We start from the raw sequence: 14,864 nt of genomic DNA on the forward strand, positions 1-14,864 counted from the left end.
TCTTTATTCAAGCGTTTCTCGCTCTCCTAATAAACGTACTGCGTATACTTGTTCACAAAATCCTTTTAATCCGTTATATATACGATGCATTCGCGAATCATGGTGCACAAGACCAAATACGGTTGGACCACTTCCACTCATTAATACGGCATCTGCTCCAAATCGCTTCATCTGTGACTTAATACGTGCAACTTCAGGATGCATCGCAAACGTTACCTCTTCTAAAACATTACCAACAGTATCACAAATCCCTTTGTAGTCCCCAGCATTTATGACATTAACCATTTTATCTACATTTGGATGTGTAACTCGATTTAACTTTAAATTTCCATACACATCAGCAGTAGATACACCAATATGTGGTTTTGCTAAAATAACCCAACAAGAAGGTGGAGTTTTTATATGCTCTATTTGCTCTCCTCTTCCAGTGGCAATTGCTGTCCCACCATATACACAAAACGATACATCTGATCCGATTTCTGCGCCAAGCTCTGCTAACTGATCAATTGTAAGCCCTAAATTCCATAATTTATTAAGGCCACGTAATGTCGCTGCTGCATCACTACTTCCACCTGCTAATCCAGCTGCTACTGGAATCGTTTTTTCAATAGTAATAGATACGCCTTTTTTCACATTAAACTTCTCTTTTAATAATTTCGCTGCTTGATAAGCTAAATTTCTTTGGTCGTCTGGGACATACCGATTATGGGATAAAATTTCAATACGGTCTTCTGCTAATTCCATTAGTTCTAAACGATCCGCTAAATCAATTGTTGTCATAATCATTTTCACTTCATGATATCCGTCTTGTCTTTTTCCCAGTACATCTAACGACAGATTAATCTTTGCTGGTGCTTTCACTAGTAGCTTCAATCTATTCACCCACTCTATGTACTCAATCTTTTATCGTTTATTTTACCATAAATTTATAGTAAGACGATGACACTTCCCTAATTATAACGAAAAGCATTCAGAATGAAACTACTTATGTAAAATGATGGCACCTTTTCGAGTACAAAAAGCCGAGGAATCACTCCTCGGCTACCGTAGCATAGAAAGTATCTTACAACTACTGGTTTTGTTTCATTAATTGCTGTTCTGCAATTTCTATAGCACGTTTCACCATGTTACCAGCATCTTTCGCACGAATTCCGCCCCATCCTTCTTTCTGAACAACATCATAAAAGCCTAGCTCTTTTGCAAGCTCTTCTTTAAATTGATTTGACATGACACCTCTTCGTCTACTCAATGCAGAGTCCCTCCTTATTTTGCTACGGTATAATTAGTATGCAAAATAATATAGCTTTTCATTTGTGGGAATTTATGTAACGATACATGAATTATAAAATCACTTCATTATGAGGTTCACCATAAAATGTTAATTCTACTGTCTCTGTTAAAACATCCGCATAGCTATATGATACACGTTGCAACGCATCTTCTTGCTGATCCAATTGTACAACAAAAACAGAACGGTACGTTTCTGCAAGTACACCTGATTGTTCTACTGTTTTTCTTCTCCCACTATTCGCCTTTAACATCAGTCTCTGTCCAAGATGGTGATCTAATTCGTTTTTAATATCATCTAAACGTTTTGACATATCCCTTGCTACACCTCGCTGTAATTTAGATTGAACACTTAAAATACGATATATCTATCCCAATTATTAACCGCAACTCACAGACAATATCATTATAAAAGCATCATGCGTTCGAATAGATAGAAGAAATACTATATTGTAAAAGTATCATTATGTAGTCTGTGCGTTCTTGTCTCTTTTTATCCAAGCTGATTTAAATCCTTTCCATACAAAAAAAGCAAGATACGTATGTACCTTGCTTATTCTTCATAATGTTGAAAGGGTAATCCAGTTCGTAAAATCCCTCTCGTCTCAATCCCGCCAAGTCCCTTTTCGCCGGTAATCGTATTACGTACAACATCCCATACATTTACTCTCTCCATAAATGACGTAAAACTAATTTTACCAACTACATATACAGGATCTAGTGCGTGAATATTAATTCTAGATGGTGAACTAGCAAAATTAGCTCCTGCTCGAATTAATGCTTCAAAGTGAGATTGGCATGCTCCAGCAAAAATAACGAGTTGATCCAATGATGGATATTTTTTTCTCACTTCTCGAACAGCCTGTACAAAATGCCTTGAATGCCTATATGCTGCTAAATCTCCCTTTACCCCTTTTGATTTTGTATATGCATCGTGCCCGGTAATAACTAAAATGTCCGGACGAAAATGATCTATTAAATCTACTACCTTTTCATGCATCTCTGTTTCCTTACAATGAATACCTTGTACAGGAACACCAATTTTATTATATAAGTCTAGACACTTGCGCAAATATAACGGGTCTCCATCTATATGCAATACACGTCCTGGCATTTGAAAATAATTCACCTCACTTGTATATCCACCAGTTGAAGTGTGTTCATGCCTTTGTTTCATTAATACATAATCTTGTTGAAACAAACGATACGTACGCTCCATTGTTTCTTTCTCACGCTTCGCTCTTTTTTTATGTTCTCGTTGATCTATACTAATTAAATCTTCAAGTGGCGCATCCGCCACCAGTCTAATTTCCTCTCCAAACAATATAGCTATCTCGCCTTTTATTTCTATAACACGAAAAAGAATATCCCTATTATGAGAATATCGTTCCACTAATTCTCCAACATGTAAAGCCATTCTCCTACCTCCAAACTCGTTAGGCCATCTTACCTGTTTTTAAAGTATGAATTTGGGAGGAGAAAGGTGACAAAAGGGACAGTTCAAGTTGAACTGTCCCTTTTATATTCTTATGACAATTTATGAAGAACTAATGCATTACTTAATGTTGCAAACTCCTCAATAGATAGCGTTTCGCCTCTTCGTTTTGGATCAATCCCTACTTCTGTTAAAATTCGATCCAACAGCTCTTTATCTTTCGGGAAACCATTTAAATTATTTGATAAATTATTCATTAACGTTTTACGACGCTGTGCAAAACTTGCTCGTACTACCTCAAAGAAGAATGTCTCATCTGTTACTTCTACAACTGGTTTCGGGCGCTTTAGGAGACGAATAATCGCAGAATCAACATTTGGTTGTGGCACAAACACTGTACGCGGTACAGTCATAACTGTTTCTACCTCTGTATAATACTGAATAGCAATTGATAAAGAACCATACTCTTTCGTTCCAGGTTTAGCAGCTAAACGATCTCCAACTTCTTTTTGCATCATAACAACAAATCCACGAACCGGTAATTTCTCTTCCAGCAATTTAAATAAAATTGGCGTTGTAATATAGTATGGTAAGTTAGCTACTACCATTACATCTTGCCCTTCCTCAAATTGCTCACTAAACACCTCATGTACATCTGCTTTTAATACATCTTTATTTATAACTGTAACGTTGCTATATGGAGCTAACGTCTCATCTAAAATCGGTAATAATCTCTGATCAATTTCAAAAGCCACTACTTTTTTAGCACGCTTCGCTAATTGTTCTGTTAACGCACCGATACCTGGTCCAATTTCAATTGCACCACTTTCTGAACCGATTTCAGCGTGATCGACAATACGATTTAATACATTCGTATCAATTAAAAAATTTTGTCCTAAACTTTTTTTGAATGAAAATCCGTACTTTTCAACAATGTCTTTCGTACGATTTGGCGTTGCGATATCCTTCATTTTCTTTCCTCCTGTATGACTTGCTTATAAGCTTCTGCAAATGTTTCTTTTGAAACTTGAAACATTTGTAAACGTTTATGTAACTGTTTTGCGTTTGTATAACCAATCTTTAATAGCTTACCCATTCTTTCTCTGCGACTCTTTGCCATTTCTCCGCCCACTAAACCTGCATCGACTAGATCGCTCCAACTAATTTCACTTGTGTAAGCTTCCATTTCTTCATGTATATTTTCTAAAGCACGGCGAATTGATTCATTAGAAGCATGTTCAATTCCAACGCCTTTTTTCCTTTTAGCAAGTGCTTCTTCCTTCGGTAAAAAAGCATGTTTACATCCAGGCACCTTATCAGAAATAATTTTTCGAATACGCTCTCCAGGATAATCCGGATCTGTGAAAATAATAACGCCTCGTTTTTGCAGCGCTAATTTAACTTGCTCAATAACGTGATCACCGATTGCTGAACCGTTCGTTTCAATTGTATCCGCATCAACAGCACGCTTAATCGCAACTGTATCATCTTTACCTTCTACAACGATAATCTCTTTAATTTTCATGCTTGCCTCCACACTCGTTTCGTCTCTACTTAGTAAAACAAAAAAATGACGACTTTTCCATTATTATTTTCCCCATTCTTACATTTTAAAAAATAGAATGTCCAAAACTTTGTTCTCTCTCCTTATTGTAACACTTCCTCATTCGCCCTTATTTTTTCACAAAAATAAAAAAGAATGGGTTCTCCCACTCCTTTTTATTCAACACCAAATAAAGCTTTTGCATTTTTTGTTGTTATTTCTGCTACTTCCTCATAAGAAATTCCTTTTAAGTTCGCAATCTCTTCTGCTACGAGTTTTACATAACTCGGTTCATTTCGTTTCCCTCGAAATGGATGTGGTGTTAAATATGGACAATCCGTCTCTATTAACAATTTCTCTAATGGAATCTCCGTGGCAACTTCTTTCGGTTTCTTAGCATTTTTAAATGTAACTGGTCCGCCTAACGAAATTAAAAAGTTCATATCAACACATCGCTCTGCTACTTCTACGCTGCCGCTAAAGCAATGCATAATGCCTCCCACTTCAGCTGCATTCTCTTCCTCTAAAATATCAACAATATCTTGAGTTGCATCGCGGTTATGTATAATAATCGGCAATTTTACCCTTTTGGCTAATGCAATTTGTTTACGGAATACTTCCTTCTGTATTTCTTTTGGAGACTTATCCCAGTGATAATCTAAGCCCATTTCTCCAAGTGCAACGACTTTAGGATGAGAAGCAAGTTCTTCTAACCAAGCTAAATGTTCTTCTGTCATGTCGATTGCATCAACTGGATGCCATCCAACCGCAGCGTAAATAAAATCATAGGCTTCAGCTAATTCAATCGCCTTTTTTATCGTTACTTCATCAAAACCAACAACAACTGTATAAGTAACTCCCGCTTCTTTCATTCGTGCAATAACTTCTTGCAAATCTTCTTCAAATTGCTCTGCATTCAAATGTGAATGTGTATCAAACAACATAATACATAACTCCTTTTATATTGAAATCAAGTTTATTCTACAAAAATAAGTTCTTTAATAACTTAACGATAACAATACTACAATCTTAATGCAAAAATAGAGAGTGTAAAAAGAAAAAAGACGCTTCACACATGTTACACGTGAAACATCTCTTTTCTTGTCTTAATTACTTGATTTTTGTACCATTTGGTAGATTTTGGTCAATCGATGCTAATGACAATACGCCATTCTCTTCACCTGCTAAAATCATACCTTGCGATAATTCACCGCGTAATTTTACAGGTTTTAAGTTTGTTACACAAATAACCTTTTTACCTTTTAGGTCTTCTGGCGAATAGAATTTTGCAATTCCAGAAACAACTTGACGCTTTTCTGTGCCTAAGTCTAGTTGGATTTTTAACAACTTGTCTGCTTTTTTCACAGGTTCAGCAGATAGTACTTCAGCTACGCGTAATTCTACTTTAAAGAAATCATCAATTGTAATTTCTTCTGCCTTCGGTTCTTCTTCTTTTTTCTCTTCTACTTTAGGAGCAGAGCTTTTCATTTGTTCTTTAATGTACTCTACTTCCACTTCCATTTCTAAACGAGGGAAAATCGGGTTTCCTTTTTCTACTTTTGTTCCAGCTGGAATGCAACCAATTGTAGATAGGCTTTCCCAAGATTTATGTGCTTCATTAGTAAGGCCAAGCTGAGCAAACATCTTGCTTGGTGCTACTGTTAAGAATGGCATAAGCATAATACCTGTTTGACGAAGTACTTCTGCTAAATGAGCCATTACAGAAGCTAACTTTTCACGATCATTCTCATCTTTCGCTAATACCCACGGTTGTGTTTCATCAATATATTTATTCGTACGACTAACCAATTGCCAAATTGAGCTTAGCGCTACAGAGAATTCCATATTCTCCATTGCCTCTTCTACTTTTTTCAATGTATCCTGTGCAAACGTTACTAACGTTTCATCGAATTCCGTTACATTTGCTTTAAATGCAGGGATTTCCCCGTTAAAGTACTTATCAATCATAGCTACTGTACGATTTAATAAGTTACCTAAGTCATTTGCTAAGTCGAAATTAATACGCTCCACAAATCCTTCTGGTGTGAATACGCCATCAGATCCGAATGGAACTTCACGAAGTAAGTAATAACGTAATGCATCTAATCCATAACGGTCGATTAATGTAACTGGATCTACTACGTTTCCTTTTGACTTACTCATCTTTCCATCCTTCATTAAAATCCAACCATGAGCAAAGACCTTTTTCGGAAGAGGTAAGTCTAATGCCATTAAAATGATTGGCCAATAAATTGTATGGAAACGAACGATTTCTTTTCCAACTAAATGCACGTCTGCCGGCCAGAATTTCTTATACATCTCTTCATTTTCTGTTCCATAACCTAATGCTGTAATGTAGTTAGATAATGCGTCAACCCATACGTAAATAACGTGTTTCGGGTTACCTGGAACACGAACTCCCCAGTCAAATGAAGTACGAGAAACTGCTAAATCTTCTAAGCCTGGTTTAATGAAGTTATTAATCATTTCATTCTTACGAGACTCTGGCTGAATGAAATGTGGATTCTCTTCATAGAATTTTAATAGTCTGTCGACATATTTACCCATTCTAAAGAAATACGATTCTTCACGAACAAGTTCTACATCATGACCACTATCTGGGCTTTTTCCTCCAACTACTTTGTCACCTTCCATAATTGGATCTACTAATTGATGCTCTGTATAGAATGTCTCATCTTGTACAGAATACCAACCTTCATATTCATCAAGATAAATATCGCCTTGATCTACTAATTGCTTGAAGATTTTTTCAACAACATCTTTATGACGATCTTCAGTTGTACGAATAAAATCATCATAAGAGATATCCATCTTCTCCCAAAGTTCTTTAATTCCTGCAACGATGTTATCCACATATGCTTGTGGTGTAACGTTTAATTCTTCTGCTTTCTTTTGGATCTTTTGTCCATGCTCATCAGTTCCTGTTAAATAATGAACATTATATCCTTGCATACGCTTATATCGTGCCATCGCATCTCCTGCTACTGTTGTATAAGCATGTCCAATGTGTAATTTTCCACTTGGATAATAAATTGGGGTAGTAATATAAAAGGATTTTTTTTCCTCTGTCATTGTTTTGGACCTCCCGAATAACCTCATATGTATTTATAAATAGTATATCAAAAACTTATATATAAAGTGAAACTTTAATCTGTGGGGTTGTTCATCCCTGCTAATTATTAGCCTGCACCAATCGGGCTTTTACGAACAGCCCGACTCCCACTTAACTTCTTTGCTCCAGCCAAATTTTGAATTTGGAATCTTACCACTTGTTAATGAGAGATAAAAACGAGTTAATGCCTAGTATCTTTATCATCTATTACTCATATTTCAAGAAAATATACAACCCTAACTTACAATTCGTAAATTTTTCTGAAAATAAAGTGAAATAATAGTAGAAATTACTCCCATTCTATTATATATAAGAAGTAAGAAATCTATAAATCTTTTTAAAAAATATAGAATTAAAGAATTGACGGAAATGTAAATGATTGGTATCATATGTCCATAGGGTATTTTGTCGAAAAATGACGAATCTAAAAATAGACTCGAAACTTATAAACTATTTCTTTAGGAGGAAAAGAATTATGAAATCTACTGGTATCGTTCGTAAAGTTGATGAATTAGGTCGTGTAGTAATTCCAATCGAATTACGCCGTACTTTAGGTATTGCAGAAAAGGATGCTCTTGAAATCTACGTTGATGACGAGAAAATCATCTTAAAAAAATATAAACCAAACATGACTTGCCAAGTAACTGGTGAAGTATCTGATGGTAACCTATCTTTAGCTGAAGGTAAAATTATCTTAAGCAAAGAAGGCGCTGAGCAAATCTTAAACGAACTTCAAGATTATATCGAAACAGCAAAATAAGCTTCTCAATTATGAGAAGCTTATTTTTTATCGACATGATAGATTTGATATACATCGCGTTTCGACAAATCTCGATCTTTAGCGACTGTTTTTATCGCCTCTTTTGAATTCATACCTTTTTCGTTTATATAATGTTCAATATGATCATATACTGAAATAGCTTCCCACCATTGTTCTTCTGGGGCAGGTTCTTCCGTTGAACCAGCTACTAAAATACAAAACTCACCACGAACTTCATTTTGTTTCGTCCACTCAATTGCTTCTTCAACTGTTCCTCGAATAAATTCCTCGAATTTTTTCGTTAACTCTCGACATAATACAATTTCTCTATTTCCCAACACTTCTTGCATTGAGATTAAAGTATCATCTAAACGGTGAGGCGCTTCATAAAACATCATTGTAGTTTGTACATAACGAAGCTTCTCTAACTCCATTTTTCTTTCTTTTTTATTTCTTTGTAAAAATCCATAGAAATAAAACTGTTTTGTTTCAAGACCTGATGCAATTAATGCTGTAAGGGCCGCATTTGCCCCAGGAAGCGGGATAACATGATACTGTCCCGCTACAGCCTCTACAACAATATCGTAACCTGGATCGGAAATACACGGCATACCAGCATCACTAACAAGTGCTACAGTCTTTCCTTCGTCTAACTTCTCTAATATTTTTTTCCCACTTACTTCCTTATTATGCTCATGGTAACTCATAACATGGGTTTCAATTTCAAAATAATTACAAAGTTTTTTCGTTTGTCTCGTATCTTCAGCAGCAATTAAATCAGCTTCTTTTAAAATTCGGATTGCACGAAATGTCATATCTTCTAAATTTCCAATAGGAGTTGGTACTAAATATAAAACTCCCTTTTCATTTTGTTGAAAGCTTTTTTGTTGCCACATAGCGTTCTCCTTTTTGCATATATTCTTCTTTTTGTTTTCTATTTAATTGCTTAAAATAATACTCTGCTTGCATAGCTGTACGTTTATCTTCATGAAATTCTACGTATTTTAAAACAACAGGAAGTCTAGCACGCGTATACCTAGCCCCTTTTCCATTATTATGGGTCTGAATCCGCTTCTCTATATGATTTGTATATCCAGCATAATAACTTCCATCAGAGCACTCTACTACATAAAAACAATGCTTATTCTTCTCCATATAAAATTGAACGAATCTCCTTTGTGTATTCATTATTTTCTTCATATACAAAAAGAGGTGGCAATATTTTTAAATCTGCGTTTCCGTCCTTAATTCCTTCAATTAACAATGTATTCGCTTCTTTACCTGCCTTAGGATAAACAAATCGTACCCGTTTTGGTTCAATTTTGTATTTACGCATTAATGTAACAATATCTAGTAAACGACCCGGGCGATGTACAAATGCTACTTTCCCGCCTTGCTTTACTAGCTGACTACTTGCAGATACAACATCCTCTAATGTACACATAATTTCATGACGAGCTATCGCTAAATGTTCATTCATATTTTTCTCAGAAGTTGCAGGTGTTTGAAAATAAGGCGGATTACATGTGACAACATCATATTGATGACGTCCAAGTTTCTCCGGCATATCTTTCAAATCTCCATGTATTAAGTGAATTCTTTCTTCTAACTTATTGTATTGAACGCTTCTGATTCCCATATCATATAAACGTTCTTGAATTTCCACACCTGTAATGTTCCCTTTTGTTCTTGTACTTAATAGAAGGGGCACAACTGCATTACCTGTGCACAAATCAAGTAAATTACCTTTTTGAATTGGTACCCAGGCAAAGTCTGCAAGTAAAACAGCATCTAAAGAAAAATTAAATACTGATGGGCTTTGTACGATTTTCATATCTTGCGCTAATAAGTAATCTAAACGTTCATCTTCATATAAATTCATATGTTACTCCTTTTCTTACACTTAACCTACCCTATTTCATCTTCTACTAATAAAAAAACATATTTCATTCTACTCTCATGTATAAAAAATTACCTTTCCAATTATTATTGGAAAGGTAATTTCACTTTTTATTTAAAAATGACAGGCAGAATAAACAATCTCCCTCTTTACGTACACTTCCATAATGCAGATTACAAATATGAAAACCTTCTTGATATAGTCTTGCTAAATTATCGTAGCCTTCACCAATATCTGTCTTCGGCTTCACTTCTTTACGTTTTTGAGCTTTTTGTTTTTCCTTAATCTGCACTTCTTCAAAGCGGTGTCGCAAATTTTCATTTTCCATTTTTATATGTTGGTTTTCTTCCAACAGCTCTGCAAGATGTTGTTTTAATTCTCCCAACTGTTTGTATAAATGTCCAATTTGCTCTTCCATACTAGAAACCGATGCAAAAATATCTTTTTTCTCCACAAGCACCCACCTCATTAATCTGTGGTTTGACTCGAAACGACCCCTTTATTCACTAACTCATCTAACGTATATTCTACTATCCGTTCCTTGTCTACTAGTTCCACTTGAATTAATCTTTCTAAAATATTTAATCCGATAACACGGCCAGTACCATGCGGGGTTTGTATACGTTGATCTAAATCAGGAAGTTGTTCCTTTGCTGCCTCATATTCATCATTCTCATATTTTAAGCAACACATTAAGCGACCACATAAACCAGAGATTTTTGCAGGATTTAATGATAAATTTTGATCCTTTGCCATCTTAATGGATACAGGTTCAAAATCTCCTAAAAAAGTAGAACAACAAAGCATACGACCACATGGACCAATACCACCAAGCATCTTTGCTTCATCACGAACACCAATTTGTCTTAGTTCAATTCTTGTCCTAAAAATTGCTGCTAAGTCCTTCACTAGTTCGCGGAAATCAATTCGACCATCCGCAGTAAAATAGAAAATAATCTTATTGCGATCGAACGTATACTCTACATCTACAAGTTTCATATCAAGATTATGTTCTACTACCTTTTGCTGACAAACTTGATATGCTTCTTTCGCAGCATGTTTGTTCTCTTCAACAATGGTACGATCGTTTTCATTAGCAATACGAATAACCTTTTTTAGCGGTAATACAACGTCGTTTTCATCAACTTGCTTTTTGGTAATAACTACTTTTCCGTATTCAATACCTCTTACTGTTTCTACAATTACAAACTCATTTTCAGAGATATCGAACTGATTCGGGTCAAAGTAATACACCTTTCCGGCCTTCTTAAAGCGAACACCTACTACATCATACAAAACGGTCATCCCTCCTGCAACCGCAACACTAACTGTTCGAACACAAGCTGCGCATTTACATTAGCGTTGATTCTATTTTTTGCCTCTAATATATTAAAGAGAGCTGATACAATGCGCTTCTGAGCATAGGAGAAAGATTCAAATATCTCTTTCTGCTCATGAAAAACAAGACGATCTTCTTCTCCAAGTTGAACATATAATAAATCCTTATAAATAAGGAGTAACATATCTAAACCTTGCTGTAATTGTTCTTTCTCTCTAAAGTGCTTTCCCCATTTTTCTTGAACAAAAAAAATAGAGGCTTTGTCTTTTTCGAGCGCTTCACATAATTTTATCACTAAAGCTCGTGCTTGTGCAAACCATTCATCACTACATAAAGCTAAAGCTTCATCAAAACTATTCGTGAGCTGCGCAGCAAGTGTCGATAAAGCTGCCGTAATACCTTCATCCTGTAATCTTTTAATTAAAGATTCCGTAGGTAACGGTCTAAATGTAACAACTTGACAGCGAGATAAGATCGTATTTAAAATTTGATGACTTTGTTCAGTAAGTAAAATAGCTGTTGTATCACTACTTGGTTCTTCTAAAAATTTCAAGAGTGTATTCGCTGCGTTTGCTGTCATACGGTCTGCGTGCTCAATAATATATACTTTTTTATTTGCTTCTAATCCTGTTTTTGAAAACTCTTCTTGTAAATCATGAATTTGCTGCTTCTTAATAGATAATCCGTCTGGTTTTACAATATGTAAGTTAGGGTGGTTACCTGAATCAATTCGCTTACAATTTGTACATACATGACAAGGTTCTACCCCATTCCGCTGAGAACAGAGGAAACTCTTTGCCATTTGAATTGCTGTCGCAAATTTTCCTGTCCCTTTCCCTCCCTCTAACAAGTAAGCGTGGGATATACGCTCTTTTGCAATGCTATTCATCAACATTTTTACACCGATGGGTTGTATAGCAGAAAGCTGCTCCCACGTCTTCGTCATAATGCATACCTCACTTATTTCATTCTTTCCTTCTATTATAACAATTTATCTTCTATAATCTGAACAACTTCTTTTATAAGTTTTTCCATTGGTTGATCAGCATTTACCGATACAATACGATCTGAGAAACGTTCTACAACTTGTAAATATCCTTCACGCACGCGTTTATGGAAAGAGATATCTTCCATATCTAATCGATTCACTTCACGTCCTGCATCTTTTTCAATTCGAGCTAAACCTACCTCTGGTTCAATATCTAAATAAATTGTTAAACTAGGCATACAGTCTTCTGTTGCGAAGCGATTTATTTCAAATACTTTATCCATACCTAATCCTCTTGCATATCCTTGATACGCTAAAGAGCTATCTATAAAACGATCACATAGTACAAGGTAGTCCTCGTTAAGCGCCGGCATAACCTTTTCCACCAAATGTTGCCTACGTGCAGCAGCATACAGAAGCGCCTCTGTACGTGCTTCCATCATCGTATATTCTTGTTTATGTAAAATCGTTCTAATATCCTCAGAAATTGCAATACCACCTGGTTCCCTCGTCGCCATCACCTTTTGTTCTTTTTGTTCAAAGTATGGCAATAAACTTTGAATTAATGTTGTTTTACCCGAACCTTCTGGACCTTCAATTGTTACAAATAATCCCTTCATTCTAAAACCTACTTTCCATATCATACACTTTCATATATTTCGTGCTACCTTGAAAACGAGCACCTGATTTCTCTAAATACATAATTTGCTCTTTATGTTCTGAAGTAATTCTTTCCCCATACATAATCAATGGAATTCCAGGTGGGTACGGAATTACCATTTCCGCCGCTATCATCCCAACTGCTTCTTCTACAGATACTACTTTTGTTTCATATCCTTCCAGTTGTTTATATGTATACGGTAAAGGAGAAAACTCTCCTTTATAAGTATAACGAATAGATTTCTTCTTGTCTTTCACCTCATAATATTGCAATGCCCCTCGGATCATCTCTATAGCCTTCATATACTCCTTATTTACTTGCAAGGGCAAAATAAATAGGACATTATATGGATCCGCCATTTCTGTATATATCCCGACCTTTTCAAATACAGACTGTAATTCGTATCCTGACAGCTGACAACGGGTCTGTATGGTAAACTTTAACTCGTCTTGTAATGGATATTGTAAAATAGCTATTTGTGGAATAGAAGATAATTCTTCTTTAAATTCCCGTAAAAACTCGACAATTTCATCATGTCCCTCTTCTTTTATACGCGCTATTGTAAAGCGTGCAATATCAAGAGAAGTCATAATTGGATACGATGGACTACTAGATTGTAGCATACTTAAATAAGTAGAAACCTTTTCTGCTTTCACTAAGTTACTATTTATATGTAAATAGGATCCCATCGTCATCGCTGGTAATGTTTTATGTGCAGAGTGAACTACAATATCTGCACCATATGCTAACGCTGACTTTGGAAATGCCCCTCCTAAACAAAAATGGGCTCCATGTGCTTCATCTACTAAAACAGGGATTTTATGTGCATGTGCATAAGCGACGCTTGCCTCTAGATCCATCCCCATACCATAATAATTAGGATGCGTTAAAATGAGTGCTTTAGCATTTGGATATTTTTCAATTGCTTCCTTAATAATTTCACCATGAATTCCCACTGGTACGTTATAAGCTTCATCAATCCATGGATCTAAAAAAATTGGATTTGCTCCTGCTAATTTTAAACCATTAATAATTGATTTATGACAATTTCTTTGTACAAGAACAATATCATGTTCCCCGCAACAAGACAAAATCATTGCTAGGTTCCCTACTGTTGAACCATTAATTAAAAAATAACTTTTTTTCACTCCATATACATCAGCTAATAATTGTTGTGCCTCATCTATACATTCAAACGGACTATGTAAATCATCTAACCCTGACAACTCAGTTACATCGATAGATAGTATATCTTTAAACTCCCCTACTGCCTCCTGAGGGAAGTTTAAACCGTTTTTATGCCCTGGAACATGAAAGGATAACGGTGCCCTTTCTTTAAACTCTATTAATGCCTCATATAAAGGTATGCGATTTTGATTCATCTATATCTCTTCCTTATTATTTCATTCTTTATCTATTATACAGAACAAAAAAAATAATAGGCATATGCCTATTTAAAAATATGATACTTCTAATTTCCGAAGCTGTTTTAAATAATATATATACTTCGGATCATCTGTCTCCGTATTCACCATATCCTTTTCACATTCATAGCATATTAAATTATTATAAACATATATCCCTTCTTTTCTTTCTGTCTCACAAACAATACAAACTTCATTTTGTGATTTCATAACCTTCCCTCCCTATTTAAATGGACATCTTTTATACTTCTATTCCTTAACAATTTACAGAAAAATATACATCAATCTCTTATATAATATGATTAACCCTTGGGCAACGTGTTTGTATTACCATTACTTCTTTTTACGTACTTTTTGAAAACACAAAAAAACACGAATCAAATGATTCGTGTTT

18 protein-coding genes are annotated in these 14,864 nt (G+C 35.3%); 1 reads left to right on the plus strand and 17 read right to left on the minus strand.

The window, feature by feature from the left end:
• Positions 1 to 3: 3 nt before the first annotated feature.
• The 8 genes from ispE to metG all read right to left on the minus strand — a co-directional run bounded on the left by ispE (position 4) and on the right by metG (position 7,358).
• Positions 4 to 873: a 4-(cytidine 5'-diphospho)-2-C-methyl-D-erythritol kinase gene (ispE, locus tag ACXY7N_RS29520; RefSeq protein ID WP_033659608.1), complete on the minus strand. Its 870-nt coding sequence runs from the start codon at positions 871 to 873 to the stop codon at positions 4 to 6.
• 196 nt (positions 874 to 1,069) lie between these two features.
• On the minus strand, positions 1,070 to 1,249 hold the full coding sequence (gene sspF, locus ACXY7N_RS29525; protein WP_001985066.1) for an acid-soluble spore protein SspF: 180 nt from the start codon (positions 1,247 to 1,249) through the stop codon (positions 1,070 to 1,072).
• A gap of 91 nt (positions 1,250 to 1,340) precedes the next feature.
• Complete coding sequence (gene veg / locus ACXY7N_RS29530) at positions 1,341 to 1,601, minus strand: biofilm formation stimulator Veg (RefSeq protein WP_016085310.1); 261 nt, start codon at positions 1,599 to 1,601, stop codon at positions 1,341 to 1,343.
• A 239-nt stretch (positions 1,602 to 1,840) separates the two neighbouring features.
• Entirely contained in the window at positions 1,841 to 2,704 is an 864-nt protein-coding gene (yabG, locus tag ACXY7N_RS29535) for a sporulation peptidase YabG (RefSeq protein WP_016085311.1), read from the minus strand.
• A gap of 110 nt (positions 2,705 to 2,814) precedes the next feature.
• On the minus strand, positions 2,815 to 3,693 hold the full coding sequence (gene rsmA, locus ACXY7N_RS29540; protein WP_000651555.1) for a 16S rRNA (adenine(1518)-N(6)/adenine(1519)-N(6))-dimethyltransferase RsmA: 879 nt from the start codon (positions 3,691 to 3,693) through the stop codon (positions 2,815 to 2,817).
• Positions 3,690 to 4,247 carry a ribonuclease M5 gene (gene rnmV, locus ACXY7N_RS29545; RefSeq protein WP_016085312.1) on the minus strand — a complete coding sequence of 186 codons (558 nt, stop codon included), beginning with the start codon at positions 4,245 to 4,247 and terminating at the stop codon, positions 3,690 to 3,692. The genes rsmA and rnmV overlap by 4 nt, the downstream gene beginning before the upstream one ends.
• Before the next feature lie 194 nt (positions 4,248 to 4,441).
• Positions 4,442 to 5,209 carry a TatD family hydrolase gene (locus ACXY7N_RS29550; protein WP_098485743.1) on the minus strand — a complete coding sequence of 256 codons (768 nt, stop codon included), beginning with the start codon at positions 5,207 to 5,209 and terminating at the stop codon, positions 4,442 to 4,444.
• Positions 5,210 to 5,375: 166 nt separating this feature from the next.
• Positions 5,376 to 7,358 (minus strand): methionine--tRNA ligase, encoded by a 1,983-nt coding sequence (gene metG, locus ACXY7N_RS29555; protein ID WP_016085314.1) that lies wholly within the window; start codon positions 7,356 to 7,358, stop codon positions 5,376 to 5,378.
• A 515-nt stretch (positions 7,359 to 7,873) separates the two neighbouring features.
• On the opposite strand from metG, the gene abrB reads away from it, so the two are divergent.
• Positions 7,874 to 8,158 carry a transition state genes transcriptional regulator AbrB gene (gene abrB, locus ACXY7N_RS29560; protein ID WP_000843036.1) on the plus strand — a complete coding sequence of 95 codons (285 nt, stop codon included), beginning with the start codon at positions 7,874 to 7,876 and terminating at the stop codon, positions 8,156 to 8,158.
• Between the two features lie 20 nt (positions 8,159 to 8,178).
• On the opposite strand, the gene rsmI is transcribed toward abrB, so the two are convergent.
• The 9 genes from rsmI to ACXY7N_RS29605 form a co-directional block, all read right to left on the minus strand.
• A complete protein-coding gene (gene rsmI, locus ACXY7N_RS29565; protein WP_488592833.1) occupies positions 8,179 to 9,054 on the minus strand; it encodes a 16S rRNA (cytidine(1402)-2'-O)-methyltransferase in 876 nt (291 codons plus the stop codon).
• On the minus strand, positions 9,023 to 9,313 hold the full coding sequence (locus ACXY7N_RS29570; RefSeq protein WP_016085316.1) for a GIY-YIG nuclease family protein: 291 nt from the start codon (positions 9,311 to 9,313) through the stop codon (positions 9,023 to 9,025). The genes rsmI and ACXY7N_RS29570 overlap by 32 nt, the downstream gene beginning before the upstream one ends.
• Positions 9,300 to 10,040 (minus strand): tRNA1(Val) (adenine(37)-N6)-methyltransferase, encoded by a 741-nt coding sequence (locus ACXY7N_RS29575; protein ID WP_061678923.1) that lies wholly within the window; start codon positions 10,038 to 10,040, stop codon positions 9,300 to 9,302. Before ACXY7N_RS29575 ends, ACXY7N_RS29570 begins: the two co-directional genes overlap by 14 nt.
• Positions 10,041 to 10,161: 121 nt before the next feature.
• Positions 10,162 to 10,512, minus strand: coding sequence for a DNA replication initiation control protein YabA (gene yabA, locus ACXY7N_RS29580; protein ID WP_000412054.1), 351 nt, complete (start codon positions 10,510 to 10,512; stop codon positions 10,162 to 10,164).
• A gap of 14 nt (positions 10,513 to 10,526) precedes the next feature.
• Positions 10,527 to 11,354 (minus strand): PSP1 domain-containing protein, encoded by an 828-nt coding sequence (locus ACXY7N_RS29585; RefSeq protein ID WP_000272429.1) that lies wholly within the window; start codon positions 11,352 to 11,354, stop codon positions 10,527 to 10,529.
• 5 nt (positions 11,355 to 11,359) lie between these two features.
• Entirely contained in the window at positions 11,360 to 12,343 is a 984-nt protein-coding gene (gene holB, locus ACXY7N_RS29590) for a DNA polymerase III subunit delta' (protein ID WP_088083146.1), read from the minus strand.
• Between the two features lie 35 nt (positions 12,344 to 12,378).
• Positions 12,379 to 13,005: a dTMP kinase gene (tmk, locus tag ACXY7N_RS29595; RefSeq protein ID WP_098485745.1), complete on the minus strand. Its 627-nt coding sequence runs from the start codon at positions 13,003 to 13,005 to the stop codon at positions 12,379 to 12,381.
• 1 nt (position 13,006) lies between these two features.
• Positions 13,007 to 14,428, minus strand: a complete 1,422-nt coding sequence (locus ACXY7N_RS29600) for an aminotransferase class I/II-fold pyridoxal phosphate-dependent enzyme (protein WP_016085320.1) — start codon at positions 14,426 to 14,428, stop codon at positions 13,007 to 13,009.
• 72 nt (positions 14,429 to 14,500) lie between these two features.
• Positions 14,501 to 14,680, minus strand: a complete 180-nt coding sequence (locus ACXY7N_RS29605; RefSeq protein ID WP_000842027.1) for a sigma factor G inhibitor Gin — start codon at positions 14,678 to 14,680, stop codon at positions 14,501 to 14,503.
• Positions 14,681 to 14,864 lie beyond the last annotated feature (184 nt).

The organism is Bacillus sp. 5w2 (assembly GCF_054353775.1).

What these genes read in the sequence shown, in the direction of transcription:
- rsmI (WP_488592833.1), bottom strand. Translation starts at nt 9,054, where the DNA reads ATGTGGCAACAAAAAAGCTTTCAACAAAATGAAAAGGGAGTTTTATAT.
- rsmA (WP_000651555.1), bottom strand. Translation starts at nt 3,693, where the DNA reads ATGAAGGATATCGCAACGCCAAATCGTACGAAAGACATTGTTGAAAAG.
- tmk (WP_098485745.1), bottom strand. Translation starts at nt 13,005, where the DNA reads ATGAAGGGATTATTTGTAACAATTGAAGGTCCAGAAGGTTCGGGTAAA.
- ACXY7N_RS29550 (WP_098485743.1), bottom strand. Translation starts at nt 5,209, where the DNA reads ATGTTGTTTGATACACATTCACATTTGAATGCAGAGCAATTTGAAGAA.
- ACXY7N_RS29600 (WP_016085320.1), bottom strand. Translation starts at nt 14,428, where the DNA reads ATGAATCAAAATCGCATACCTTTATATGAGGCATTAATAGAGTTTAAA.
- ACXY7N_RS29575 (WP_061678923.1), bottom strand. Translation starts at nt 10,040, where the DNA reads ATGAATTTATATGAAGATGAACGTTTAGATTACTTATTAGCGCAAGAT.
- ACXY7N_RS29570 (WP_016085316.1), bottom strand. Translation starts at nt 9,313, where the DNA reads ATGGAGAAGAATAAGCATTGTTTTTATGTAGTAGAGTGCTCTGATGGA.
- abrB (WP_000843036.1), top strand. Translation starts at nt 7,874, where the DNA reads ATGAAATCTACTGGTATCGTTCGTAAAGTTGATGAATTAGGTCGTGTA.
- metG (WP_016085314.1), bottom strand. Translation starts at nt 7,358, where the DNA reads ATGACAGAGGAAAAAAAATCCTTTTATATTACTACCCCAATTTATTAT.
- yabG (WP_016085311.1), bottom strand. Translation starts at nt 2,704, where the DNA reads ATGGCTTTACATGTTGGAGAATTAGTGGAACGATATTCTCATAATAGG.
- holB (WP_088083146.1), bottom strand. Translation starts at nt 12,343, where the DNA reads ATGACGAAGACGTGGGAGCAGCTTTCTGCTATACAACCCATCGGTGTA.
- ACXY7N_RS29605 (WP_000842027.1), bottom strand. Translation starts at nt 14,680, where the DNA reads ATGAAATCACAAAATGAAGTTTGTATTGTTTGTGAGACAGAAAGAAAA.
- veg (WP_016085310.1), bottom strand. Translation starts at nt 1,601, where the DNA reads ATGTCAAAACGTTTAGATGATATTAAAAACGAATTAGATCACCATCTT.
- rnmV (WP_016085312.1), bottom strand. Translation starts at nt 4,247, where the DNA reads ATGAAAATTAAAGAGATTATCGTTGTAGAAGGTAAAGATGATACAGTT.